27 protein-coding genes are annotated in these 25,688 nt (G+C 60.5%); 10 read left to right on the forward strand and 17 right to left on the reverse strand.

The window, feature by feature from the left end; all coding sequences use genetic code 11:
- Positions 1-66 precede the first annotated feature (66 nt).
- The 5 genes from LB554_RS00190 to LB554_RS00210 form a co-directional block, all read right to left on the reverse strand.
- Positions 67-366 (reverse strand): hypothetical protein, encoded by a 300-nt coding sequence (locus tag LB554_RS00190; RefSeq protein ID WP_140665656.1) that lies wholly within the window; start codon positions 364-366, stop codon positions 67-69.
- Entirely contained in the window at positions 353-1,792 is a 1,440-nt protein-coding gene (locus LB554_RS00195; RefSeq protein ID WP_140823509.1) for a type II and III secretion system protein family protein, read from the reverse strand. The genes LB554_RS00190 and LB554_RS00195 overlap by 14 nt, the downstream gene beginning before the upstream one ends.
- A 52-nt stretch (positions 1,793-1,844) precedes the next feature.
- Positions 1,845-2,936, reverse strand: a complete 1,092-nt coding sequence (gene cpaB, locus LB554_RS00200) for a Flp pilus assembly protein CpaB (RefSeq protein ID WP_224582597.1) — start codon at positions 2,934-2,936, stop codon at positions 1,845-1,847.
- A 101-nt stretch (positions 2,937-3,037) separates the two neighbouring features.
- Positions 3,038-3,220, reverse strand: coding sequence for a Flp family type IVb pilin (locus LB554_RS00205; RefSeq protein ID WP_224582599.1), 183 nt, complete (start codon positions 3,218-3,220; stop codon positions 3,038-3,040).
- A gap of 239 nt (positions 3,221-3,459) precedes the next feature.
- Positions 3,460-3,639: a Flp family type IVb pilin gene (locus tag LB554_RS00210; protein WP_140665668.1), complete on the reverse strand. Its 180-nt coding sequence runs from the start codon at positions 3,637-3,639 to the stop codon at positions 3,460-3,462.
- Positions 3,640-4,170: 531 nt separating this feature from the next.
- Between LB554_RS00210 and LB554_RS00215 the strand changes: the two genes are divergently transcribed.
- The 5 genes from LB554_RS00215 to LB554_RS00235 are packed head-to-tail and all read left to right on the forward strand — an operon-like array spanning position 4,171 to position 8,633.
- On the forward strand, positions 4,171-5,559 hold the full coding sequence (locus LB554_RS00215) for a CpaF family protein (protein ID WP_224582601.1): 1,389 nt from the start codon (positions 4,171-4,173) through the stop codon (positions 5,557-5,559).
- Complete coding sequence (locus LB554_RS00220) at positions 5,559-6,530, forward strand: type II secretion system F family protein (protein ID WP_224582602.1); 972 nt, start codon at positions 5,559-5,561, stop codon at positions 6,528-6,530. Before LB554_RS00215 ends, LB554_RS00220 begins: the two co-directional genes overlap by 1 nt.
- Positions 6,531-6,537: 7 nt before the next feature.
- Entirely contained in the window at positions 6,538-7,494 is a 957-nt protein-coding gene (locus LB554_RS00225; RefSeq protein WP_181177949.1) for a type II secretion system F family protein, read from the forward strand.
- A gap of 55 nt (positions 7,495-7,549) precedes the next feature.
- Positions 7,550-8,107 carry a tetratricopeptide repeat protein gene (locus tag LB554_RS00230; RefSeq protein ID WP_224582603.1) on the forward strand — a complete coding sequence of 186 codons (558 nt, stop codon included), beginning with the start codon at positions 7,550-7,552 and terminating at the stop codon, positions 8,105-8,107.
- Between the two features lies 1 nt (position 8,108).
- The gene (locus LB554_RS00235; protein WP_140665678.1) at positions 8,109-8,633 is read left to right on the forward strand and encodes a prepilin peptidase; all 525 of its coding nucleotides are present in this window, start codon (positions 8,109-8,111) and stop codon (positions 8,631-8,633) included.
- Between the two features lie 42 nt (positions 8,634-8,675).
- Here LB554_RS00235 and LB554_RS00240 read toward each other — a convergent pair whose 3' ends face one another.
- On the reverse strand, positions 8,676-9,500 hold the full coding sequence (locus LB554_RS00240) for a sterol desaturase family protein (protein WP_140665680.1): 825 nt from the start codon (positions 9,498-9,500) through the stop codon (positions 8,676-8,678).
- A gap of 233 nt (positions 9,501-9,733) precedes the next feature.
- On the opposite strand from LB554_RS00240, the gene LB554_RS00245 reads away from it, so the two are divergent.
- The 3 genes from LB554_RS00245 to LB554_RS00255 all read left to right on the forward strand — a co-directional run bounded on the left by LB554_RS00245 (position 9,734) and on the right by LB554_RS00255 (position 11,809).
- Entirely contained in the window at positions 9,734-10,396 is a 663-nt protein-coding gene (locus LB554_RS00245; protein ID WP_140665683.1) for a methyltransferase family protein, read from the forward strand.
- A gap of 236 nt (positions 10,397-10,632) precedes the next feature.
- Entirely contained in the window at positions 10,633-10,947 is a 315-nt protein-coding gene (locus LB554_RS00250) for a hypothetical protein (RefSeq protein WP_224582604.1), read from the forward strand.
- Between the two features lie 367 nt (positions 10,948-11,314).
- Positions 11,315-11,809, forward strand: a complete 495-nt coding sequence (locus LB554_RS00255) for a hypothetical protein (protein ID WP_224582605.1) — start codon at positions 11,315-11,317, stop codon at positions 11,807-11,809.
- Between the two features lie 66 nt (positions 11,810-11,875).
- On the opposite strand, the gene LB554_RS00260 is transcribed toward LB554_RS00255, so the two are convergent.
- Positions 11,876-13,987, reverse strand: coding sequence for a catalase (locus LB554_RS00260; protein ID WP_224582606.1), 2,112 nt, complete (start codon positions 13,985-13,987; stop codon positions 11,876-11,878).
- Positions 13,988-14,277: 290 nt separating this feature from the next.
- On the opposite strand from LB554_RS00260, the gene LB554_RS00265 reads away from it, so the two are divergent.
- Positions 14,278-14,841: a sigma-70 family RNA polymerase sigma factor gene (locus LB554_RS00265; protein ID WP_015319164.1), complete on the forward strand. Its 564-nt coding sequence runs from the start codon at positions 14,278-14,280 to the stop codon at positions 14,839-14,841.
- Here LB554_RS00265 and LB554_RS00270 read toward each other — a convergent pair whose 3' ends face one another.
- The 10 genes from LB554_RS00270 to LB554_RS00315 form a co-directional block, all read right to left on the reverse strand.
- Positions 14,842-15,018 (reverse strand): hypothetical protein, encoded by a 177-nt coding sequence (locus tag LB554_RS00270; protein ID WP_224582607.1) that lies wholly within the window; start codon positions 15,016-15,018, stop codon positions 14,842-14,844. It abuts the gene before it with no gap.
- A 124-nt stretch (positions 15,019-15,142) separates the two neighbouring features.
- Positions 15,143-16,228: a class I SAM-dependent methyltransferase gene (locus tag LB554_RS00275; protein ID WP_224582608.1), complete on the reverse strand. Its 1,086-nt coding sequence runs from the start codon at positions 16,226-16,228 to the stop codon at positions 15,143-15,145.
- Positions 16,229-16,298: 70 nt separating this feature from the next.
- Positions 16,299-17,291, reverse strand: a complete 993-nt coding sequence (locus LB554_RS00280) for a GNAT family N-acetyltransferase (RefSeq protein WP_224582609.1) — start codon at positions 17,289-17,291, stop codon at positions 16,299-16,301.
- Positions 17,288-18,352 (reverse strand): glycosyltransferase, encoded by a 1,065-nt coding sequence (locus tag LB554_RS00285; RefSeq protein ID WP_224582610.1) that lies wholly within the window; start codon positions 18,350-18,352, stop codon positions 17,288-17,290. The genes LB554_RS00280 and LB554_RS00285 overlap by 4 nt, the downstream gene beginning before the upstream one ends.
- Before the next feature lie 129 nt (positions 18,353-18,481).
- Positions 18,482-19,414, reverse strand: coding sequence for a beta-xylosidase (locus LB554_RS00290; RefSeq protein WP_224582613.1), 933 nt, complete (start codon positions 19,412-19,414; stop codon positions 18,482-18,484).
- On the reverse strand, positions 19,407-20,168 hold the full coding sequence (locus tag LB554_RS00295) for a TIGR04290 family methyltransferase (RefSeq protein WP_224582614.1): 762 nt from the start codon (positions 20,166-20,168) through the stop codon (positions 19,407-19,409). Before LB554_RS00295 ends, LB554_RS00290 begins: the two co-directional genes overlap by 8 nt.
- Positions 20,169-20,170: 2 nt before the next feature.
- Entirely contained in the window at positions 20,171-20,974 is an 804-nt protein-coding gene (locus LB554_RS00300) for a sugar phosphate nucleotidyltransferase (RefSeq protein WP_224582617.1), read from the reverse strand.
- Complete coding sequence (locus tag LB554_RS00305; RefSeq protein ID WP_224582619.1) at positions 20,974-22,074, reverse strand: glycosyltransferase; 1,101 nt, start codon at positions 22,072-22,074, stop codon at positions 20,974-20,976. The genes LB554_RS00300 and LB554_RS00305 overlap by 1 nt, the downstream gene beginning before the upstream one ends.
- A gap of 14 nt (positions 22,075-22,088) precedes the next feature.
- A complete protein-coding gene (locus LB554_RS00310; protein WP_224582621.1) occupies positions 22,089-22,685 on the reverse strand; it encodes a histidine phosphatase family protein in 597 nt (198 codons plus the stop codon).
- Entirely contained in the window at positions 22,682-23,785 is a 1,104-nt protein-coding gene (locus LB554_RS00315; protein ID WP_224582905.1) for an inositol-3-phosphate synthase, read from the reverse strand. Before LB554_RS00315 ends, LB554_RS00310 begins: the two co-directional genes overlap by 4 nt.
- A gap of 155 nt (positions 23,786-23,940) precedes the next feature.
- Between LB554_RS00315 and LB554_RS00320 the strand changes: the two genes are divergently transcribed.
- The gene (locus tag LB554_RS00320) at positions 23,941-25,686 is read left to right on the forward strand and encodes a hypothetical protein (protein ID WP_224582622.1); all 1,746 of its coding nucleotides are present in this window, start codon (positions 23,941-23,943) and stop codon (positions 25,684-25,686) included.
- Positions 25,687-25,688: the final 2 nt, after the last annotated feature.

Raw genomic sequence — 25,688 nt, forward strand, 5'->3', positions numbered from 1 at the left:
TTGCTCCCCTGACGCCAGGTTTCCTCGTACAGCCTGGCGCACTGAAACCGCATCCTTCTATTCAGTTCACTGCGTCGTAGTCGTCACACCCGACCCGCCGACATTGACTGTGATGGCCGGCGGCGGCGGCGGCGGCGGCGGATATTTGTAGTTGTTGGCGAGAGCTGCAGCGCGCGTGCCGTCGCCTTCGATATGCGTATTCCGCGAGGCTGGATTGAGCGGATCGACCGTCTGCAGCATCGAGTTGTATTTCTGCGTGTCGCCGGCGGCCAGCGTCACCGAATCATAGTGATTCAGATAGTCCGCGGCGCAGCCCGTCAGCAGGCCGGTGCACAGAGTGAGGACCAAAGCGCTATTTCTTGACATAGAGCATCTTGTCCTTCGATTTAAAGTTGAGCATGTGGCCATAGGGGCCGGTGACGCCGTCGCCCGTTTCATATTTCCGGATCATGTCCTTGTTCACTTCGAGCTGGCCGAGCACGAAGAATTCCGGATCGTTGGCGGGCCGTGTCTTGTCAAACGGCGTCTCGAGCTGCTCACCCGGCTTCACCGGCCGCACGATGTGCGGCGTGACGATGACCACCAGCTCGGTCTCTTCCTTCTGGTTGCTCGAATTGCGAAACAGCGTTCCGATCACCGGCACCTGGCCAAGCCATGGCACCTGATTCTGCAGCTTGGTGGTCTTGGTGGACAGAAGTCCGCCGACCGCGAAACTCTGGCCGTCGCGCAACTCGACGACGGTCGACAGTTTGCGGTTGGTGAAGATCGGGTCGCCGGCGGTAGTGAAGCCGGTCAGGTCGCTGACCTCCGGCGCCAGGTTCATGTGGATCTTGCCCTCGTCGAGTACGACCGGCGTGAACACCAGATTGACGCCGAACTGCTTGTACACGATGCTAATTTCGTCATTTTTGTCGAGCGTGCGAATAGGGACTTCGCCACCGGCGTTGAAGCTGGCTTGCTCGCCGGAAAGCGTGGTGAGATTGGGGTTGGCGAGCATGCGCACCGCGCCCTTGGCTTCAAGCGCCTCGATGTACAAATCGACTTTGATGTTGCTGTCGACAACGCGAGTGAGCAGTGCTCCGAAGGGCGTGGAGGTGGACAACAGGTCGCTGAGAAAACCTCCGGTGCCGAGCACCACCTTATCTTTGTCGACGGCGGTAATCCCGGTTCCAACTAGAGTTGTGCCGTCGCCGTTGGAGCTCCTGATCGAGACGCCAAGATCCCGGCCCGCGTTGCGCTTGGCTTCCAGCACGCGTACTTCAAGATTGACCTGCTGGCTGTCATCAACCGACACGGAATTGATGATATCGTCGGGACCATATTGCTTTGCAACTTCCAGGATGGCCGCCAGCGTCGCGCCGTCCTTGACATGACCGCCAAGCCTGACTCGACCGTTGACCGATCCGACTTCGATGCGCGACCTTGGCGCCACCTGACGGATCGCTTGCGCCATGTCGCTGACGTCGACGCCGACCTCGATCTGGATGACGCCGAGCGAACGTTTGTCGGTGGAGAACAGATTGACCGTGGTGGTGCCTGCGCTCTTGCCGATGACATAGAGCGTGCGGTCGGTCATCGGCTGGGCATCGGCGATCTTTTGGTCGCCGACGACGATATCGCCGAGGGTGGCATTCACCTGGATTGTCACCGATTGCGATGCCGGCAGGAAAACACGGTGGACACTCGGATTGGACACGTCGATAAAGCGGTCCGCCGCCTGCGTTGCGGATGCCGCGAGCACGCCCAATATGACCAGTAGGGCGCCCGCCAATCTCTCCAACATTCCAACCATTCCCTCACCTCGTTGCCCGCATCGGGCAGTCCCCACCTGGTCGAGCCGATTGTTATTGCTGTCTCGGCACGTCATATGATTCGAGCACCACACCCCGATACACGCCGACCGTGGCGCGCACCGGTGGTGGTGGCCGCTCCGCCGCTACATATTTAACCACTTCCTTCACGACCTCGCGCGCCGCCGGTGCTGGGGCCGATACCACGACGGGAGCCGGCTTCACCTTGCTCAACTGATCGAGTTGGCTTCCCACTCGGTCCACGGCCTCGGCCAACCCTGTGATCTTGGCGTCCGCGCGTTTGCGCTCATCCTCCGCGCGCTGACGTTCGGCCGCGGCGGCAGCGTCGGCTGCAGCTTGCCTGGCCAGTTCAGCCTGCTTTTTGGCAACGTCAGCCGGCATTTCACCGGTCAGGTCGGAAAGCGTTACCCGCTCGGTTGCCTCGCCCTTGCTGGCGGCCGCCTGGCGAAGGGCCAGAGACAACTGACCGGCGCCGGCTGCTAGAGTGAGTTTTTGTGCATCTTTCGTGCTGGCTTCCAGCGTTACCGATTTGACGACCGTCGGGCTATCCTTGCTTTCGTCGGCCACCTGGTCGACCGCGAGCACCTTCATGCCCTGCAGCAGCACATCGACAAAACTCTGGTCCGCGCCCTCTTCGCTGCGCACCGTTCGCGTCAACAACACATCGACCCTGTCGCCAGGGAAGACGAAGCCGGCGACGCCAAGCACGTCGTTGACCCTTATCGACACGGCTTTCATGCCCTCGCCGAGCACAGCCGAAAGCGTGGCGCGCTGGCCTGGGCCGGTAATTTTGCTTGCAAGGACGGGTTCGTTGACACCGATCGCCTGCAACGCCTGCTTGGGGCCTCCGCCAGTGGGAACGTCTTTGGTCAGGAGCTCTTCCGTCGTCTTGAATGCGCCTACCGGAACCGCTCCCGCTGGCCATGCGACTTCGCGCAATTTGTCGGCGGACAGCGTGTCGCCGAACTTCAGCGCCACCGCGGCCACCACCACCGTATCGCGCTGGACATTATTCGTCTGCGCGATCGCGCTGCGCTGATTGGCCAGCCAGATGTTGGCGAGCACCACTGCAAGCACGCCGAACACGCCGGCAAGGACAATCATGATGACAGTATTTGCACGCATGACCCCAACCCACCCTTTCGACTACGTGCCCCAAGGGGTCGCCTGTCTGTGGTTAAAAAGAGGCAGGCCATGCATTTGCGCCCAAGCCTGCCAGAGTATCACTAAGCAGCGCCAGCAAGTGCCGTGTTAAGTGTTGTCCACTGGGTGCCAACCCATGCGCCGACCGTAATCACGGTGCCGATGACCGCTACCGTGATGATACCGAGCAAGATTGTATATTCGACCATGGCAGCGCCGTTCTCATCGTCGCGGAACTGCCGGGTCATCGTGATGAACTTCCTCACGCCATTTTCTCCCTTTGGAGGTTGAACCCGACGAGACGAGCTGAGGATGAAATTCATACTCAAGCATCATCCGTCATCCTCAAGTCGACGGCCAACACGCCAAACAAACATCGAGAGCGATTACTATGCCGATATTTGAGCGTATGCTGCCTGTCAACCGACTGCGATTGCACCGGAGGCCGATCGACTTCTGGTGAGAGCGACTGGCCCAAACCTTTCGGCTCGGGCCAGTCAGAGAATTACGCCGCCGGAAGTGCACCAGCGAGCGCGGTCCATCTGCCGCCGACCCACGTGCCGACCGTAATGACGGTGCCGATGACCGCTATCGTAATAATGCCGAGCAAGATGGTGTATTCGACCATAGCAGCGCCGTTTTCGTCGTCGCGGAACTGCCGGGTCATCGTCATGAGCTTCTTCATGTCAATTTCTCCCTTTGGAGGTTGAACCCGACGAGACAGAGCCAAGGATGAACTCCATACCCAAGCATCCCCCGTCATCTCGATCCTAGGTCCCAAGAAATTGCGGAGTCAAACGGGATTAACGGTTCCTTAACTTTCCAATACATGATCTTTCGGGTTCTGAGCGCCCTTAAATTTCAGCAAGAGCTTGATTCGTTTAATTTTTCAAGCGCTCTTAACCATTCGTTCACAATTATGCCTATCTTCTAATGAAGTGAAAGCTACTTTAGTCATACCGCATATCCCTTTATATCTAGGGGGTTATAGCCAAATATGGAGGGGATTCCGATGTCGCAGCACGCAAGGGCACAGACGCCTCCAAAGTTACTCATGTTTGGCAGCGTAAGAATCGAAAATAAAAACGATATTTTTCAGGCGGGCTCCTTAACTATGTTGAAAGTATTGGCCGCAAGTGAGGCGCCCCGGCGCTTGTGCGTCGCGTGGTTAACGTTTAGTTTCCGCTAATATGCGCTGGAAGGGGTATAAGGGATTATGCTGGGACGGTTTATCAAGGGAGCAAGCGAGCAGCAGGCGGCGACAAAGGCCGAGCCGCTGACTGTACTGCCCATCGTTCCGGCGGTTTCTCCAGTTGCTGATATTGAACCCCACGGCGAGGACTTCCTCACGCTGAAAGTCGAACTGCATCGTCATTTGATAGACAGGTTCAATCTCTCCGCGCTCGAAACCGCGTCCAAGGATGAGATACTGAACGAGATCCGCCCCATCGTGCGCGAGTTCGTGCGCAGCCACAGCGTGCCGCTGAATGCGCGCGAACTCGATCAGTTGACCAGCGACACTGCCGACGAAATGCTCGGCCTGGGACCGATCGAGCCATTGCTGAAAGACGATTCGATCGCCGACATTCTGATCAACACCCACAAGCGCGTCTTCATCGAGCGATATGGCGTGATCGAGGAAACCGCGATCCGCTTCCGCGACGAGGCGCATCTCTTACGCGTCATCAACAAAATCGTCTCGGCCATAGGTCGGCGTGTCGACGAATCGGCGCCGATGGTCGATGCCCGGCTGGCAGACGGGTCACGCGTTAACATCGCGGTGCGGCCGATTTCGGTGGACGGGCCGCTGGTCTCGATCCGCAAGTTCTCCAAGAACCCTTATTCTCTCGAACGTCTGATGGCGTTCAACTCGATCCGACAGCCGATGGTCGATCTGCTGCGCATCGCCGTGCAGGCGCGCAAGTCGATCCTGGTCTCCGGCGGTACAGGCAGTGGCAAGACGACGTTGCTCAATGCCTTGTCGAGCTACATACCCTCGAAGGAACGACTGATCACCATCGAGGATGCGGCCGAACTGCAATTGCAGCAGCCGCATGTCGGCCGGCTGGAGACGCGGCCACCCAACGTCGAGGGGAGGGGCGAGGTGCGCCAGCGCGAATTGCTGAAGAACGCGTTGCGCATGCGGCCGGACCGCATCATCGTCGGCGAGGTTCGCGGCGAGGAAGCTTTCGACATGCTGCAGGCGATGAACACCGGCCATGAAGGCTCGATGACCACAATCCACGCCAACACGCCGCGCGACGCGATCTCGCGGCTCGAGCAGATGGTCGGTATGGCCGGCATGCCGATGACCAACGATTCCATTCGCGCGCAAATCGCCTCGGCCATCGATATCATCGTACAGACACAACGGCTCTCGGACGGCGGCAGGCGTGTCACCTCCATATCGGAACTGACCGGCATGGAAGGCAATGTCGTCCAGCTTCAGGAAATCTATCAATTCGTTCGTCGCGATGTCCGCGCTGACGGTGCGATTGTCGGTGAATTTCGCGCCACCGGTGTGCGGCCGCGTTTTGCCACCGAAGCTGCGGCAATGGGGTATCATTTCGCAAAAGATGCGTTCAATCCGCAGGTTCCACTCTGATGCCGACCGGTCAGACCCTCCTTTACTTCATCTATGTGCTGGCGGCGGCGTCGGTCATTCTCGCCGCTGAATCCTTCTTTGTTTCGATCGCCGGGCGGCGAGCACGCGCAGGCATCATAAATCGACGCTTGCAGCGACTGGGGAAAGAAAAGCCGGCCGAGCAGAGTTTGCAGGGACTGCTGCAGGAACGCGGGCTGACCGCATCGGGGGACTTCATTTTCGGCGCAATCGCGCTCAACCGGCTCTATACGCAATCCGGCATCACCGGCAATCCACTAACTTTCCTGGCAGTTTTCCTGCTCGCCGGCTTCGTGCTGGCACTTCTTTTGCCGTTGCTTCTGCACTTATCCGTCATTGTCGCCGTCGTCGTCTTCCTGATGGTCGGATTTGCCCTGCCGATTCTCGTTTTGCGAAGAGCCAGGAACAAGCGCATCAATAAATTTGCACTCCAGCTTCCAGATGCACTCGATATGATCGTGCGTTCTTTGCGCGCCGGTCACCCAACCACCGTCGCGATAGGACTTGTCGCGCGTGAAATGCCCGATCCGCTCGGCACAGAATTTGGCATCGTTTCCGACGAAATCAGTTTTGGCCTCAGTCTGGAGCAGGCGGTTCGAAAATTGTCGGAGCGGGTCGGTTTTGAGGGCCTGCATCTGCTTTCGGTTTCGCTTTCCATTCAGGCCAAGACCGGCGGCAATCTCACTGAAATACTGTCGAATCTGTCGACAGTATTGCGTGAGAGGAGGAAATTGCGCATGAAGATCAGGGCTCTTTCCGCCGAAGGCCGCATGTCCGCCTGGATAATATCGCTATTCCCACTTATAATGCTTGGGGTGCTGTCAGTTCTCGCTCCGAGCTTTTACGGCGATGTCTGGGGTAGCCCAATTATCATGCCGGTGTTCGTGATCTTTGGTGCGTGGGCATTGTTGGGCGATTTTGTAATGTACCGAATGGTCAATTTCGATTTCTAGTGTGGGCATGGACGTGTTTACCAACATAGGGAATTCGGCTGCGCTGCTCTCTCTCGCCATCTTCCTGGCGGCAGGGGCATTTTTCTTGCTAGGCGCCTTTATCCTCATCCCGGTGTTCCAGACAAGGAAGCTCGTCACTCAAACCCTTTTAGCCGAGGGAATCACCAGTCGCCGCTCGCTCCATGCCCAGCAGGAGCTCAACAGGATTTCCGCGCAGCGGCCGGTCGATGCCTATTTCCGCGGCCTGGAAAAGGAACGTGGCGAGCCGAATGCCCTGGAAGCGAAATTGTTCCGGGCGGGGTTCTATCAATCAAGCGCACCGGCAATTTACACGATCACTCGCCTCGGCGCGGTCTGTGTTGGTTTCCTGGCCTGTTACGCCGTTCTATCGCGTATTTTGCCGACGCAATTGCCTGGTTTCCTGGCATTTGCGGGTTCAGCCTTGATCGGGCTTGGCTGCCTGGTCATTCCCAGCATTGCTCTCGACCGCTTCGAGAGCGGGCAAAAACAGGTTTATCGGCGCGGCTTTCCCGACTTCATGGACATGATGATCACCTGTGCTGACGCTGGGATGAGCCTCGAAGCGGCCGTGGAGCGTGTTGGCGCTGAATTGGCTGGCACCCACAAATGGCTGGGCATTCAACTCTCGATCGTGACCCTGCAGTTGCGTGCGGGCAAACCGTTGCGCGAGGCACTGCGAGAACTCGCGGACCGCATCGGGCTGGAAGAGGCGCGCGCCTTGGCCGTCCTGTTTCGCCAATCGGAAGAACTGGGCACCAGTCTCACAGACGCCTTGCGCATTTATAGCGACGAGATGCGCACCCAGAGAATTATGAACGCCGAGGAGCGTGCCAACGCCTTGCCGGTCAAGATGATGATCCCGTTAGGGCTCTGCATCTTTCCAGTCGTGATGATGGTCGTCATGTTGCCCGTACTCATTCGCATGAAGGGCATTTTCTTCTGAGTAGGTATATGCTTTGGTTCTAAAAAACAGAGTCGGAGGACTCTTGGGGGATAAAATGAAAAGGCCAATGTGCCTCGCAGCCGTAGCCGCAGCCAGTCTTTTGATGGCGCTTGCCGGTTGCCAAACCAATAGTGCGGACACCACCGGGGGGGTCGTCCGCACCAACGAGCCGTCGAAGGGCGACGTGACGTCCTTTGGCGATGCCTTTGACGGGCTGAAGACGGTCAGCGATGTCGAATATTACGCCTCGGACCAGGCAGTAGGAGAAGCCACGAACCAGTTCCGCGCCGAAAATTACGGCAATGCCGGCGCCTTGTTCTTCAAGGCGACGCAACTGGCCCCTAACGATGGTGGCGCCTGGATGGGGCTGGCCGCCTCCTGCGACCGCATCCGCCGTTTCGACCTTGCTGACCGTGCCTATGCCAGGGCATTCAGGCTAGTTGGCGCGTCGCCCGAATATTACAACAATGTCGGCTATTCCTACCTGCTGCGTGGCAAGCTCCAGGACGCGCGAACGAGTTTCCTCAAAGCCTATGAACTAGCGCCAAAAGACCCGACCGTGGCCAACAATCTGAAGCTGCTGTCGTCGAGCGTGCAGAACGTCGAGCGCTAGCATGCTGCTTGTTGAGGTGCTGCTGCTGAAGGCGCTCGCGATACCCTTGCTCGCAAGGGTTGCCTGGCTGGACTTCACGACACAGAAGATAGCCAATCGCGACGCGCTGCTGCTGCTCTGCCTGGGGGCGGGGTCGCTGCTGCTGTTGTCGCTGCAGTCCGGATCGTGGTGGAACATGGGGCTGAGCGCCATCGCCGCGCTTGTGTTGTTCGTGGCGCTCTTTCCATTTTGGGTGCTGCGAAAGGTCGGCGCGGGGGACGTCAAGCTGATGGGGGTGGTGCCGTTTCTAGTCGGCGGCAATGATCTCGCCGGGTTTTCCATCTTGCTGCTGCTTTTCGCCCTCGCCACGGCCATGGTCGTGAAAAATCCGTTCTTGCTGCCGCAAGGTGCGTTCCGCCTCTACGTTGAACACCTGGATCGCAAAGGTGTCGTTCCGTTCGGCGTCCCGATCTCGGTGGCGTCGATTTGCATGATCGCCTTGCAAGTCGGATACGGCTTTTTGGTTCCTGGCTCTCTGGTGATGTGACAGCGACGGACGCTGGGCGGCCGATGCGCTGCTTCGTCTGGCTTATGTTTCGGCCGCCGGCTTTGCGATGGCATCCGCTGAATTTCGGCGTTGTTGGCCCCCACGCACGAACGGATAGCCGTGCTGGCCGATATAGTCCGCCGGGATCGGCTCATCGACCCCATATTTTTCCGGCATTTTCGAGCCCGGAACATGGAACGTTCCAAACAGCGCATCAATGACGGCAAGATGACTGGCGAAGTTCTTGTCATAGGCGTCGCGTTGATCCGCATGATGCCAGTGATGAAATTGCGGCGTTGCGATCAGCCATTTGAGCGGCCCGAATTTCATCCTGACGTTGGCGTGCAGCAGTAGCGCATGCCCGGTAGCAATAATGAAGTACACTGCGATTGCCTTTGACGAAAATCCCAGAAAGAACACCGGCAGAAGCGAGACGGCCTTGGTGACGATTTGGTCTACTGGATGGGCCCGGAAAGCAACCATCCAGTCCAACTCCTCGACCCCATGATGAATTGCGTGGAATCGCCACAGCGCCGGGATTGCATGGAACGCTCGATGTGAGGCGTAGACGCCGATATCGGCCAAGACAATGATCTCCATGACCTGGAGCCATGTCGCCTGACTGCTCACCGTCACCGTTATCCTCTGCGGAACCAATATCGCCGAGGCGCTCATTGCCGCTGCCGCGATTAGGACGAGGCAGATCTTGAGGAACGCGCCGTTCACCACCGCGTAGATCACATCGGTGCCGAGACCCTTTCGGAGTATCTTTTGCTGCGTCCGGAGCGCGAGGATGTGTTCAAGCGGCACGAAGATCAGAGCACAAATAAGCAGCGCTTGCAGACCAAAGAGGTCCATCGGCTCCATCTCTCTGTTATCCACGACATCGTCCTGGAGAGGAGTGAACCACTTCGTGATCCGGCACACAAGGCAATGGTGTCCAAACAGTTAACTGGCGCGCCATGACCTTTAGCCCGGAGGCTTTGGCGGCTTCGAAGTACATTTCGACTAAGGGTCAATTTGCCGTTAACGCTCAGGAAACCATTTGCTTGTCGCCGCGCGCAAGTAGTGCTTCAGTGCCGCTTTGAGGGGAGGGCGAAATGTTGAATGAGGATTTTCTCGGCCGTATCGCGATCGTCTGTATCATGACGGTCCTGGCGGTTCTCAGCGCGATTCCTCTGTTTGCCTATTTCCATCAGAACGTATCGGCAAATGCGCTTGCAGTCCTGAATCAAATTCTGGCGACCGTGTTGTCTGCCTTGCAGGTCTTCCTGACTATCAGCCGACTCCCGCCAAAAGGAACCGCTCAGGGAATCGAACCGAGGATCACAGCGATGGCCGGGACGTTCATGGTCGTCGTTGCAATGTTTCTGACACCGGCATTGGAAAGCGACGCCGTGCAAATGGTGGCGCTCGGCTTGATTTTCATCGGGATGGTCAGCTCGGTGTTTTGCCTCTATTGGCTGGGCCGCTCCTTCTCGATCATGGCTACGGCCCGACAGCTGGTCACCTCCGGTCCGTACTCGGTTGTTCGCCATCCGCTATACGTTAGTGAGTTGGCATTCGTTCTCGGGATGATCCTCTCGCATTTTTCAGCGCTGATGGTGGTCCTCGGTGCGCTTCAGTTTCTTCTGCAGTACCGGCGCGCCCGCAACGAGGAAGGTATCCTTCGACAGACCTTCCCTGAATATGAGGCATATGCCCAACGCGTCCCAATGCTGCTCCCGCGTTTCCGTCGAGCGGCGCCTGCGCCCGGCCACTGATGTTCGGTCCTCCTGAACGGAGCCGCATAGCGCATTAAGGCGCGATCGCGCGCTTGATCTGCGTGGCGATCCAGCGCCCGTCGCCGACCCCTGGACGCAAACCCAGGCGCGCCGAAAGCGTTCGCATCGGCACAAGAACCCATCCATGAGAATTTGGCTGAAGAGCGTTTCACTCGGAACATATCCGGGAAAGACAGGTTTGGTGGAAGCAGTACACAACCAAAGGAGATGCTCCGATGATCACCAAACTTCTCTCCGCCACCGTGCTTACGGTCGCTCTGGCCACGTCGGCAATGGCACAGTCGAACGGCACCGGATCCGGCAATGGTTCAGGCTCGACGTCCGGCGCCACCAGTGGCGGCACCACGACCGGCACTGGCGTCGGCACAGGCTCCGGTGCGACGACCACGCCCGCCGACCCGAGCACGACAAATTCGACAACCAAGTCGAACGGCATGACCGACCGTTGCAAGGATGCCGCGGGCAACGACATCGACAACAACACCGCCAGCGGCAACACCACGTCGAACATGCAGAACTGCAACAAATGAGCCAGTGGCTCGGCGCGCCGCCCGAAGTCGCTCTTCTCCCTGGGGCGACTGATCGGGCGGCGTTCTTGCTGCCAGGTCGCCGATGAGCCGCGATGGCGTCGGGCAACGCCGTCCGCTCGATCGGTTGGCAGGCGCGTGCCGGACCTGCATTCCTTCATCACAAGAAATTCGTGACATGCTGGAAAACGGCCGCCGGGCGCCTTGTGGGAGAACCGGCTCATCATGACCAGTCACGCAAGATCATGGACGGTTCCGGAGGCCGGCAAGCTGGTTCCGGTAGGTCGCTGGACATCAGGTATGTTCAGGCGTGGTGGAACATCGGCGATCAACTGTCGTTGACACGCTCGTGAGAGAAAGGACACCTTCCATGTCAAAATTCCAGGCTGCCACTCCGGATCGTCTGCGGCAACTCAGGCTTGAAGCGTCGGCTTACTTCACCCCGATGATGCTGCACGAGGCATTGCTGCGCCTTTCCCACGCCTGCGGCGGTGAAAGCCTTGGGCGGTTCGAGAAGGCCATGGTCGATCAGATAGAGGCGACGAAGGACGATCGGCCCGATTTCGAAACGATCAAGGAATTCGCGATCGAGCAGCTTTATGCCTTGATCCGCGAAGCCAATGAGTCACCAAAGAAGAAACAGTCGCTGGAGAAGATGGATACACGCAGGACGCCCGGCCGCTCCGAAGAACCGCAGACGCTCGAGGATCAACTGCAGGCAGGGTTGGAGGATTCTTTTCCGGCAAGCGACCCACCCGCGGTGGTGTCCACAGCAATTCCAGGCGGAGCAAAGAAGGTGGTCGGGACGGACGAGGTCCTGAAACAGCAGCGAGAACAGGCCGCCAGAGAGGCCCACCAACCATAGGGCCTAGGCATGGCTGCATACCGGCCTTGCAGCCATGCGCCGGTGTGACAGCGCTTGCTCTCCACATCAAAGCTTGACGGCGGTCTCCCGTGCCCACAGCCGCAGTTTGCGGCACGCCTCTATAAACGTCTTCACGGAACCTGCGGTATCAAGCCCGATCAGCCCCTCATCGGCATCGGGCGCCACGCCCGCCTTGGCCAGGAGAGGTTGGGCCGCCGCTGTGAAGCCGATGAATTTGCAATGCGCGAAGGCATCTGACACGAAGTCCCTCGCGGCCGCCTCGTCGAGCAGCATCTCGGCACCCTCCTTGGAGAGGAGCAGCACCACGGCGTCGAACAACACAGACGGGCCGCCGTCGATCATGTGCCTGGCCTCGATGTGAGTGCCGTCAGCCGCGTCGACGCCGCCCACCTTGGGCGCGATCACCTCCATCACGGCCCCTTCCGTTTCGATGGCGGAACGGAGCTCTTCGAACAGCGCGGTGTCGGTTCCATTGCTAAGCAGGACGCCGACCTTGCGGCCCTTGAAACTGTCAGGCCCGTTCTCGATGATGCTGAGCGCCGGCGAAGGCGGCAGGTCGTCGCGCGTCGGAACGGCTGCCTCCGCGGGGTCGGGCATATTCCGAATGCCAAGCTTGTCGGCGACGGTGGTCGCCAGGGTTTCGTCGATGTTCAGCAGATGCGAAACCATGCGTTCGCGGATCGCAGGTGCCTGGACCTTGCTCAATTCGAAGGTCAGCGCCATGGCGATGTGGCGCTGCTCCGGCGGTGTCTGGCTGTTGAAGAATTGCCGGGCCTGGCTGTAGTGATCGGCGAAGCTTTCCGCGCGCAGACGCACCTTCTGCCCTTCCTCGGCATCGGCGAAGGAACGGAAGCCGCGTTGCGGATCCTCGCGCGGTCCCAGCCCCCATGAATTCGGTTCATAGTTGGCCCGACCGACCGGATTGCGCATAGCCATGTGTCCGTCCTGTTGGAAATGGGCGAACGGGCACTTCGGCGCATTGATCGGAAGATGGGTAAAGTTCGGGCTGCCCAGCCGTTTCAACTGGGTATCGAGATAGGAGAAGTTGCGGCCCTGCAGAAGCGGATCGTTGGAGAAGTCAATTCCGGGCGGCACATTCTGCGTCATGAAGGCAACCTGCTCGGTCTCCGCGAAGAAATTATCCGGCATCCGGTCAAGCACCAGCCGCCCGACCGGGATCGGTTCGAGCACCTCTTCAGGAATGATCTTGGTTGCGTCCAGAATGTCGAAGTCGAAGCTGTCGGCAAACGCCTGATCGAACAATTGCACCGTCAACTCCCATTCCGGGAAATTGCCGGACTGGATGGCGTCCCATAGATCGCGACGGTGAAAGTCTGGATCGGCGCCATTGATCTTGACCGCCTCATTCCAGACCACCGATTGCATGCCGAGCTTTGGCTTCCAGATGAATTTGACGAAGGTGGATTCGTCTTTCGCGTTGACCAGGCGGAACGTGTGGACGCCAAAGCCCTGCATGAAGCGGAAGGAGCGCGGGATCGCGCGATCCGACATGATCCACATCACCATGTGCATCGATTCCGGCATCAGGCTGATGAAGTCCCAGAAATTATCGTGAGCGGTCTGGGCTTGAGGAAAGGCCCGGTCCGGCTCCTGTTTGGCGGCATGGATCAGGTCGGGAAACTTGATCGCGTCCTGGATGAAGAAAACCGGGATATTGTTGCCGACCAGATCCCAATTGCCTTCCCTGGTGTAGAGCTTGACCGCGAAGCCGCGGACGTCGCGGGCGAGATCGAACGAGCCCTTGTTGCCGGCAACCGTCGAGAAGCGCACGAAGGCCGGTGTCTTTTCGCCGGCCCTCTGGAAAATATCGGCACGCGTGTATTTGGCCAGAGACTCGTAGGTTTCGAAGTAACCATGCGCGCCGTAGCCGCGGGCATGGACGACCCTTTCGGGAATGCGTTCGTGGTCGAAGTGGAAAATCTTCTCGCGAAAATGAGAGTCCTCGATCAGCGCTGGTCCGCGTTCGCCGATCCGCAATGTGTTTTGATCGTCGGAGACCGGTGTTCCGAGCGCCGTGGTCAGAGTGGGCGTCTCACCCCCGGCGATCTGGTGCAATTCCCCGCCGTTTCCGCGCGCGCTATCCGGTTCCTGACCACTTGCCGATTGGCGAGCGGAGCGACGGGCGGATTTGGCCATGACATATCCTCGTTTTGATGCCGGAGGGGGGTGGAAGTACTCAGGACGTCAAACTGCCGGTGCGCGGCTTTGTTCCCGTGAAAGAACCGCTGCGCGCGTGCATCGCCCAAGGCGCCATCCCTATCGCGGCGACGGCATGGGCCGATTGGGTAAGATGCCCCCGCTGCGCGGAATTTCTGAAGAGTTGTCTTCAGCGCGAGGAACGAACCAAACTTCCATGCATTTAGCAGGGGCTGCGTTCATACACTCTTCTTCTGGGAGCTGGACCATTGTCATCCGGAGGCTACATTTTGGCCGACCAAGAAACCAATGAAGTTTCCATCGTTGAGCTCATACCCGCCATGCGGGCTTTCGCGCGTACCTTCTGCCGCGTCCCCGACGATGCCGACGATCTGGTACAGGAGACACTGACCAAGGGTCTCGCCAACATCGACAAGTTCGAACCCGGCACACGCATGAAGTCGTGGCTCTTCACCATCATGCGCAACACGTACTACACCCGGGTCAAGATCGCTGCCCGGGAAGCGCCAGGCCTGCTCGACTGCGCGTCGTCCCGACCGATTTCGGAAGCCACCCAGGAATGGAGCGTTCAAAGCAAGGAAGTCCACGCCGCCATACAAAAGTTACCGGAACACCAACGCGAGGTTCTGATGCTGATTGGCGTTCTGGGGGTGAGTTATGAAGAAACGGCCGAGATATGCGGCTGCGCGGTGGGGACGGTAAAAAGTCGGCTGAACCGTGCCCGCGCCAATATTCTCGAGTTGCTTGGGGAGAGTTCGTTGCAGACACTAATCGAAAGACGAAATCATCTATCGGATGGTCAACTCGATATGGAGGGTGACAGCCGCAGATAATCAGTTCTGCACGTCACGTCGACGTTTCTCAACCAGCGCGTTTTGCAACTCCATGGCCAGCCTGGTTAGCCGGTCTGGAATTTTTTCCTGCTCTATGGCGTCCAGGAGAGAAGTGATCTTCTGATCCATGGCCAGACCGAATTGCGGGTCCGCGGTATCGTCGCTCGAGTGAGACATCCATATTCTCTTGATAACCAGCAGTCCCTGACTTTAGTGTGGTGACAAACGCCGGACATTACAAGGCGATGTCCGCCCCCGGCAGGGTTGCCGCCAATCCTTGCACAGCTTTATTTCCTTGGCCTTACGCTGCAGGCAAAGGACATGGGGTGACGGCGTTCTTCGGCGCCTGGTCGGCGGCATGATCCTGATATTGATCGGACTTGACGAGATTGCGGTCCAGCCCACGCTCATCGCCGTGCTGCTTCCCGCAGCCGATCTTTCTTGCCGCGGGTGCCATGATTTCCTCCTTCGGGTCGGTGCCGATCTTCGGCGCCTCTGGTTCGACGTCCGAACTGGCGGCGCGCAGTAATGTTCCGCCGCCACGAGCAAGTAGGAAAGCCTCGCCATCCCATGACCGAAACGGCTTCTCGCCATTGATGACGACCCGCATTTGGTGAGCTTCCGCCAGGCGGCCGATGTCGGCGCGGTCCCACGAAAGCGATCCGCGATAGGAATAGTTCAGCAAGGCGAGCCAGCCAGGCCGTTTCAGAACGCGTGCGATCTCATCGAAATGCCGCTCGGCCATGCCCGCCAGAACCAGATAAGGAAAGCTGTCAACCGCCAGCACGCAATCGAAACTGCCGTCGTCGAATTCGCTCAAATCGAGACCGGAGGTTTGCCGCAACTCGACATTGCCCAGCGCGGCGCACCGCTCGGAGGCGATGGAGATCATCCGCGAGGATATGTCGATGCCGATCATGCGGTTGAAGGAGTTGGAAAGCGCATGCTCGAAACGGCCGATGCCACAACCAATGTCCAGAATATCCCGGCGGGTTCCGGAGAAGTCCTGCTGCTTGAGCCAGGCGACGACTTCGTCGGTCGTGGCTGAGAGCCTTTCCTCATCCCCTAGGGATGCGAGCTGGACACTTGCTGTCTCCGAAATCGCTGCCGCCGCATCGAAGCTCGAGGCCAGCCGCGTGACGACGGCGGCACCGGTCTCCCCGTCGTCGCGTGTGTGCCGAACGGCCGCTCCCGTCGCTCGCAACGTTGCAAAAACATCTGGCTTGCGGCGAAGCAACCCGGCTATCTCTTGCAGCCTTTCCGCGTCTCGCGCATTCGACGGAACGATATCCAGCACGATCTTTGCCAGTTCCGCCGCCCTGATCCCCGTCTGCAGGTGAAGCGCCAGCCTGGCGACGACTGCTTCGGCGCAGACACTATCCGCCATGCAGTCTTCAACAGCCGATCTGATCGTAGTGCGGCGCGGAGCGGATTTTGGCTTGGTTGCAGGCATGGTATCAACTCCGCGTCCAGACCCGGCGCATCGTCCACCTGTCGATGGCGCCCCAGCCGTATTTGTAGGCTTCCTGGCCGCGCAGGAAATCGAACTCGCGCGCACCTTCGCGGATCGATTCCGCGATCGCGTGGCCGATCAGGATCGCCCCTGGGCTCTCTTCGGCATAGGCGGGGTCGAAGCCCCCGAGATAGGCATAGGCACGACCGCGATGGTGGAAGCCGTAATAGGCCCCGACCGTCCTGCCATCGATTGCCAAAAGCCAGCATCGGACCAGGCCGCGAGTGTCGAGCAAGGGAAGTGAGCGCCTGTGGAATTCCTTTGCAGCCGCGTCGGCCAACACGCCACCTCCGTGTCCGGCCCAGCGCGCGTCGTGCAGGCGGATCAACTGATCGAGGAAGGTTTGGGGATCGCCCCGTGCCGACGACAACGCGATCCGGCCGCGTCTGGATGCGGCCTGCCGCGCCCGTCGCAACTGGCGCCGGCGCCGGGAGGGTACACAGCCTGCAAGGGTATCGTCTCCGGCGATGGCGAGCACGGGGCAAGCACCATGAGCGGCTGGCCGCCCCGCCTTCAGATCGGGATGCGCAATCGCAAGACCGGCGCCGCCTTCCGGCAAATCCGACAGGATCCACTGCGACCAGCCGACCGAGAGGATCTTTTCGGCAACAATGGCCGCGACCTGGTCTTCGGTGCCGGGAACACACAGGATATCCAGATAGTCGCTGAGCGAAATGCCGACCGGAAGCAGTTTCGAGCCGGCGGTTCGGTGCTCTAGATAAAGCGGCGCTAGCCCTATCAGGTCGCTTCCGCGCCAGACCGCGACCGTCGCCAGGTCGCCGGGCCCGAATGTGCGCCACCATGGCACCAGCCACGCAGGAGATTGAAACGGCGTCGCCGAGGAACTCTGCTCCCACAGTCCCCACCAATCCGCCGCAAGCGTATCGAATTGCGCCGGATCATCGATGATCTCGCCGCGCAACACAGGCTTGCTCACGGTGTGACGGCGAGGCGCCCGGCATCGGTGCCAAGTCGTGCCAATGCTTGATAGGCATCCATGTAAGACGAGATCATTCGCTCCAGCGAGAACCGCCGTCGCGCCTCGGCGCGGCATGTCTCGGCGTCCAGGCTTGACGCCGCAACGATGGCTTGTGCCATCTCGTCGACCGTATTGACGAGAAAACCGGTCTTGCCGTGCTCGATCACGTCGGGAAGCGCACCATTCGGAAAGGCGATCACCGGTGTGCCGCAGGCCAGCGCCTCCATGGCGACGAGGGAGCTGGTCTCGGCGGCAAGGCTCGGGATGACCAGACAGCGTGCTGCGTTGAGAAAGCGCCGCTTGGCGGTGAAACCGAGCGGACCAAGAAAGCGGCGGCGGCCGTCGAGGCGAGGTTGGACCTCGTCGCGAAAGTAACGCGTGTGCGTTTCATAGGGATAGACCTGGCCGCCGACCACCAGCGGCACCCCTGCCTGCTTGGCCGCGTCCAGCGCCAGGTGGATGCCCTTTTCCGGGCAGATACGGCTCAGGGCCAGTGCGAAGTCGCGCTTCGGCTGCAGCAGGCTGAGCGCCTCTATGTCTACTCCATTCGGAATTGGCGGCGCCAGTTTGGCGCCGGGTGGCGCGGTTTTCTGCTGGGCGGCCGAGACTGCGTGAAGCCACAGGTCGTCGCGCGTCGGCCGCAGTGCCCCGGCCGGATACCAGTCCAGCGGCAGGTGAAGGGTCACCAAGGTCGGGCCATCGTCGGGCAGATAGGCATCGAAATCGATGCCATGCAGATGAACCACATCGATCGGCCACCTGGCGCGGGCAGCGGCGATCGCGGTTCGATGAGCCTGTTGCGCGCGGCTCTTCGCCACCTCGTCGAGCACGCCGCCTTCCGCTGGCGTTTCCACAAGCGTGCCGCTCGCGCTGGAGCCCCGGCAGCCGACGACGATAGACCGATGACCCGCGCCAACCAGCGCCCGATCGAGCATCGACAGGACCTGTTCGGCACCCCCGACCGCATCCGGTCCGACAGGCGCGAGGGGATAGGCGACATTGAGGACGGTGAGCGTCATGGCCGGCCGAGCCATGGTGCGGGATGGACGAGGGCGGTTGCGCACGACCTGGCGCCGATCTCGAAGGGGCCGAGAGCCTTGACTTCGGTCAGTGCATCCAATGATCGCGGACCGGGTCGCATGAGAGCCTCACGCAGCCGAGGCCCGCTGCGTCGGGAGCGAGGCGGACATCATGCCGGGCGCGTAGCGGCGGATCATCGTTGCACAGAACTCGGCGAATTCCTCGGGCACCAGCGGAGGGCTGGTGTGGTGAGGCATCATTCCGCGATGCTCGGGCGTGAAGCAGAAGGTGACCGTGACGTCGAAAGCGGCGAGTGCTTCCATCTGTCGGTCGAACCAGTCCAACGCATTCGGCCTGAAGCTGTCGGCCCAGGAAAGCCCCGTGCGCATATTGGTCACGCCGAGCCGCTTCATCCAGGCGACGGCATCGTCCAGCCGCGGGTCCTCGAAATGAAACCACTGCACCAGGCCCATTGCGGGTGTGTAGCGTAGGAATTCTTCCAGCGCCGGTTTTGGCGTACCGTCCTGGCGCAGCAGCCCCATGTGGAAATGGCGGTAATAGGAAGATCCCTCCGCCTCGCGATGCCGCGTCGTTGCTTCCCATTCGCGCGGAAGGTCATAGAGGCTGTACCACTGGATTCGCGGTGCGTTGCCGAGCAGCAATTCGGCGGTGCGCTTGAGCCCCCAGACCTGTATTTCCTCGGCCCCGAAGGTCGATACGCCGACCTCGCTGACCCAGATGGGGAGGTCGGTGACGGTCGCGATCTCACCGATCTTCTGCGGCCATTCCTGAATTTGCCACAGGTTCCAGTCGAGGGGAAAGCCGTGAACAGCGACGGCGTCAACATGGTCCAGCACGCCGAATTCCTTCATGCGCGTGATAAAGCCGGGGTCTATCGGCGAGATGCCGCCAAGCACTTTTGTCAGAGCCGGGTTCTCGGATGCGATCGCGTCCGCCGACAGGATTGCCATCCTGGCAAAGCGGCTCCAATCGGGGTCGAGCTCGGGGTCCCAATGCGATTTGTTGTTGGGCTCGTTCCAGATCATCGCGGCTTCAATCATGGAGCTTTCCTTTCGACGGATATATCGCGCCACCGCCGGCCGGATCGCCGGCAGCGCGGCAGAAATAGACCTCCTGCTCGGGATGCAGAACGATCTCGAAACCGGCGCTGCGCAGCATCGCTTCGGTGCAGGCCCGGTTCGGTATCCACCAGTTGGTCGGATCGTCGGCATAGCGGTGTTCGATGAAATGCAGCTTGGGAAATTCCGGCTGGTCGAACAGATCATGCGTCCAGAAATGATAGTTTTCTTCCAACGCGGGCAGGTCCTTGCTGCCGCGCTGCATGGACTGAAAGATCAACAGGTCGCCGGCGACGTGCTCACGGATCAGGTCGAGTGCGAGCAAGGGGTGGCGCAGATGGTAAAGCACCCCCATGAACAGCACGACATCGAATGTCTCGCGCAGGGCACCGACGTCGTAGACCGACAGCTTCTGGAATTCGATATCACAGTCCGCTATCTCGGCGGCAAAGCGGGCCTGCGCCAGATAGGCCTCGTCGAAATCGATCCCGAGGACACGGGCGGCGCCCCGCCGTTTCATCTCGATCGAGTAGAAGCCGGCATTGCAGCCAATATCCAGCACGGTCTTGCCGGTCAGATCAGCGGGTATGGCATCGGCGAATTTGCGCCATTTGATCAGCGGGTAGTTGCCGAGAAAGTGGTCGGGCGCGGTTTCGACGCCGGCCAGGTCCATATTGTGGAACCACGGGCCGAGCGCGTCGATGCGCTGGCGGATTTCGGCATGGGAATGCAACATGGTCAGGCTCCTTCACCCGGAACGACAGGCACATGCGAATGCGCGCCGGGCATGATCGTTGCGGGCTGCTGATGAGCTGACGGGACGCCGTTTTCAAGCAACCGCAGAGCTGTGCGATACCCATTGAAAGTACCGACATCGACATAAGCGGACCCTGCCTTGACACCATAGGCCACCCCCCCGCCCGCAAGGTAGGCGTTGATCAGCGTGCCGATATATTCGTCACGACCATCCCGCTCGCGCCAGAGTGCAGCAAGCCGATGCAGGATATGGCCGGGCATCTTGAACGCGCCCCAAACCCAGTTCGTGGCGGCGTCCTGCCGCTTGACCTGGATTTCGATCACCCGCTCGTCATCATCGGTAACGACGGCGTCGAAGAATTCCGGGCTATCCACCGGGAAGAGCAGAAATGAAAGCTGATCGTCAGGCAAGTGACAGAAACCGTCCTCGGGAAACCAGATCGTGTCTGGAAGGCCGACGAGGACGACCTCGTCGGGCGCGACGAGGGGCGCTGCCCGGAAAATCGCATCGCAGAGACCTACGGGTTGGGGCTGCACCACGAAGAGCGCTGCCGCCTCACCATAGCCGGCGGCATAATATTCGAGGATGTCGGATTTGCCCGACCCGATGATGAAGCAAATCTTGTCGACGCCGGCCTGGACCATACGCCGTACCAGATACTCGCTCACGGCGCAGGGACGTTCGGTCTGTCCGTCGATCCGGCTGCCGACCGGCAGCAGCTCCTTCGAGAAGCCGAGCGGTTGAATGCGGCTGCCGCGTCCGGCAGCGGGCACGATGCCCAACATCAGACTGCTTCCTTCATCGGTTCGCCGACTGGGTTTCGCAAGGCATCGGCCAGGATTTTGTCCAGTTCCGCTGCGCGCTTGGCGGAAGTGTGCTCGCCCAAGACCCGTTCGCGAGCTCGCCTTCGGATGCCGTCCAGTTCGAACTCCGGCAATTGCAGTGCCGCGACCACATCATCCGTGTCGCGCGCCAACAGCACTTCGCGGCCGGGTTCGAAGAATTCCGCGAGGCCTGGCCATGCGTCGGTGACGATGGCAGCCCCACACGCGGCCGCCTCGAAGAGCCGTCCCGAGGGGCACCAGCCCTTTTGCGCCATCGCTTCGCGGGTGACGTTCAGTGTCAGTCGCGACGAGGAGAAGAACGCCGGATGGTCGGCGGGCGGCAGATGCCTGACGAAGAAGATGTTGTCGCTCCATGGGAATTCCTGCGGATATTGTGCGCCGCCGATGATGAAGCGCTGGTCGGGCAGGCGCGCGGCCGGGCGAACCAGAAGCTCTTCGACGCCGGCCTGGCGATCCGCCGCGTAGGTCCCGAGATAAGACAGATCACCGGCGAATTCGGCCCGCTTCTCTGCCGGCCGGTGCTGGTCCGGATCGACATGCCCGTAGAGCGGCATCACCTGGCGCGCGCCCAGCACCGTCTTCAGCGCCTCGATCGCCGGGCCGCCGGTGTAGCTCAGGACGAGGTCGTAGTCGGCAAGGCCTTCAGGTCCGAAATAGGGCGGCCGCTCACCTTGTTCGACGCGGGCAAGCGTGACTGGAGTATCGAGATCGTAAAAGACACGCAGTCCGCGGCATGCCTGCTGCGCGAGGCGCGAAGCCTCGACGGCGTCGGGACAATAAGAGGTGACGACCACGACATCCGCTTGCTTCATCGCCCGTTCCGCGACGCGGCGGATGTCCTCCCAGTCCGGATAGATGACGACGTTGCCTCCATCGAGCTGATCCAGATCGCGGGTCCCGGCATAATAGGGGGTGTCGCGTTCGAAAAAGGTGATCGACCAGCCCAGCCGGGCGAGGGCGCGGATCAGCCCACGCCACAGCGTGGCATGGCCGTTTCCCCATGAAGACGTGACGGTAAGACCGAAAATGACCATCCGCATGGGGAATTTCCTCGTCAGGCAGCTTCGTTCAATCGCAGGAGCTTCGAGCCCCAGTCGCCCGATACGATCGTCGTGATCGAGGCGGGATCGATGTCGAAGCGAAAGCAGTCGCCTACCGGCAAGCCAAGCACCTTGCAGACGGCGGCCTTGATCACATCGGCGTGGCTGATCAGGGCGACACATTGGTTCTGATGCAGCTCGCGGATGCCGTTCATCAGCGAGACGATGCGCTCCTGGACATCCAGCATGGTCTCGCCGCTCGGTGTCCGGGCCTCCTGCCGCTGATCGTTCCACGCGCGCCAACTGGCATCGCCGTTCAATTCGTCGAAAGTCTTCCCCGACCAGTCGCCGAAGTCGATCTCGTCGAGTTCGGCGCGGATCGCGATTTCGCCGACACCGCAAGCGAGAGCGATCGGAACCGCCGTCTCCTGCGTGCGCTCGCGCGGGCTGCATAGAATGGCTGCAATCGTCTCACGGGCCATGCGGCCGCCAAGCTGCTCGGCTTGAGCCTTGCCGGCCTCGCCGAGACATACACCGGCCATGCGGCCCGCAAGGTACGAGCCGACATTGTCGTGCGCCGCATGGCGGATCAAAAAGAACGTCGTCGTCATTCCGCGGCATCCAGCAATGGCTCGTCCTTGCCGGCGATGAAAGCGAGCGTGCGCTGGCGCGCTTCGGCGTCGGTGAACTGTTCGGGTGGCGATTTCATGAAATAGCTGCAAGGACCCGTCAGCGCCCCGGCAATGCCGCGGTCGAGCGCGAGCTTGGCGCAGCGCACCGCATCGATCACCACGCCGGCTGAATTGGGCGAATCCCACACTTCCAGCTTGAGCTCGGCATTCAGCGGCACGCCGCCGAAGGTCGTGCCTTCGACGCGGATGTAGGCCCATTTGCGGTCGGTGAGCCAAGGCACGTGGTCGCTGGGTCCGACATGGATGTTGCCCGGCTCCAGGGGAACATCGAGCTGGCTGGTTACCGATTGCGTCTTGGAGATCTTCTTCGATTCCAGCCGCTCGCGTTCGAGCATGTTGAGAAAATCGGTGTTGCCGCCGAAATTCAGCTGATAGGTGCGATCGATGCGCACGCCGCGCTCGCGAAAGAGATTGGCCAGCAACCGGTGCACGATGGTGGCGCCGACCTGGCTCTTGATATCGTCGCCGACCAGCGGCAGCCCACGTTGCTCGAAGCGCCGGCGCCATTCCGGACGCGAGGCGATGAAAACCGGTATGCAATTGACGAAGGCACAGCCGGCCTCGAGCGCGCATTCAGCGTAGAAGTGCGTAGCCTCTTCCGAACCCACCGGCAGGTAGGAGACCAACACATCGGCTCCGCTGTCGCGCAGGATCTCGCTGACATTGGCAACCGGTCCGGGCGCTTCTTCGATTTCGTCGCGCAGATATTTGCCGATCCCGTCAAGCGTCGGCCCGCGTTCGACTAGAACGCCGGTCGTCGGCGCGTCGGCAAAGCGGAACGTGTTGTTGGGGGGAGCGTAGATCGCATCCGCGACGTCACGGCCGACCTTGCTTCTGGCGACATCGAACGCACAGACAATTTCGATGTCGTCGACGTGATAGCCACCGAGATCGGCATGCATCAGCCCCGGGATTGGTTCGTTGCTTTTGGCATGGCGATAATAGGAGAGGCCCTGCACCAGGGAGGATGCGCAATTGCCCACTCCAACGATACCAACACGAACTTTTTTCGATCCCACGAAACTGCCGCCTATGCTGTTCAAAGGTAAGTTCCTTGCGCCGAACCGCCACCGTGCCGGAATGTTCCTTGGCTTGGTCAAAAATTGCGCGAAGCAGCATGGATCGAAGCTGCGCGCGCCGCGTTGCCCGCACGGCAAGCATCGGAAATCGACCAATGATCGTCTACGGCGACCACAAGCGGACCGAGAACGCACGACAGCTTCAGAAGGCGGCGATCGAAATGGCCCAAGGCCTCGATCGCATGCTTTGCGGCATCCGGCGCCATGCCGCATTGGTCGGGCTGTTCGTCAGCGTGTCGGAACTGGTCCAGGGGCTCGCGGATGTCGACTTCAAGGCCCGGGGCGTCGACACCAATTCGCCTTCGCAGCAGCAAGGCGCCAGGCTGCTGGTCGGGCTTGCGGCAGAGGTGGCGAGGTCGTGGCGAAACGGGTTCGCTGTAGACGGTGGCATCGACCCGCGACTTCTCCAAATGCTGGCCGGGCTCGATTGCAAGGCAGAGGTTTTGACCGGCTCGGCCGAGGGCTACGCGCACTATGCGCTTTATCCAGAGAGTTATCTCGGCGCGGCGCGGATATCAGGTCTCGATGCGAACACATGCGTGATCGGCATCCGCAGCATCGGCCTGGGGCTCGCGGCCATGGTGGCGGCCGCGATCGGTGCGCCGGCGCCCATCAGCGTGCGCCCGATCGGGCATCCTTTCGATCGGCGCCTCAATGCCGATCCGGGTTTGGCGGCGGCCTGGAGGAACGAGCCGTCGGCCCGTTTCGCGGTCGTCGACGAAGGTCCCGGCCTGTCGGGAAGTTCGGTCCATGCCGTCGTCGCGTGGCTGAGAAAACAGGGCATCGATACGGACCGCATTCACCTGTTCCCCAGCCATTCGGGCGATCCGGGCGCCGAAGCCTCGCCGGATGTTCGGGAGACATGGGTGCGCTGCCGCAGGCATGTGGCGATGACGTTCGAACGCACCTTCCCCGAAAGCTCGCAAAGTCCAACGCTGCGCGATTGGGTAGCCGAGGCGGTTGGCAGTCCGAAATTGCGCTTGACCGAAATATCCGGGGGCGCGTGGCGCTCCCTTCACTACGCCGACGAAAAGCGCTGGCCACCGAGCACACGCGGCACCGAACGGCGAAAGTTCCTGGCCTCCGCGGGTCAAGGTCGCTGGCTTGTCAAATTTGTCGGCCTCGGCGAAACCGGGCTGCGCAAGATGCAAGCCGCCAGGATGTTGCATCAAGCCGGATTCGGACCGCAAGTCATCGGGGTCTGCCACGGTTTTCTGGTCGAACGGTGGACCGATGGAACCACGATGGATCAGCTGCCGCTGTCCAGGCAGAGACTTGTCGCGGCGTTCACACGCTATCTGGCCTGGCGTGCGACCAATCTGCGGACCTGCGAAGCCGGCGCATCATTGCTCGCCCTCGCGGAGATGGCGGTTCACAATGCTTCCGAAGCTTTGGGCGAAAGCCAGGCGGCTAGACTGCGGACCTGGTTCTCGAAGCAGACGCCCGCAAAGGTGTTGGAACGGGTCGAGATCGACGGCAGGCTTCACCCCTGGGAGTTTCTGGTCGGTTCCGATGGTACGCTGATCAAGACGGATGCAGTCGACCATTGCCGAGGACACGATCTGATCGGCTGCCAGCCGATAGAATGGGATATTGCCGGCGCCTGCGTAGAATATGACTTGTCCGAAGCCGAGGCGGCGACGTTGATCGGCGGCATGGATAGCAACATCGACACCAGGCTCATCGATTATTTCAAACCTTGCTATTTGACGTTCCAGCTCGGTCTGTGGAGCATGGCCGCCCAATCCGAGAATGGCCGGGAAAGAGCAAGGCTGGAGGAGACGGCAAACCGATATGAGGCAGGACTGACACGGTTCCTGGGCCAGGCCAGGGCCGATTAGTC

Origin of the sequence: Mesorhizobium sp. CO1-1-11, from assembly GCF_020164995.1 — a bacterium.
Classification (GTDB): Bacteria; Pseudomonadota; Alphaproteobacteria; order Rhizobiales; family Rhizobiaceae; genus Mesorhizobium; species Mesorhizobium australicum.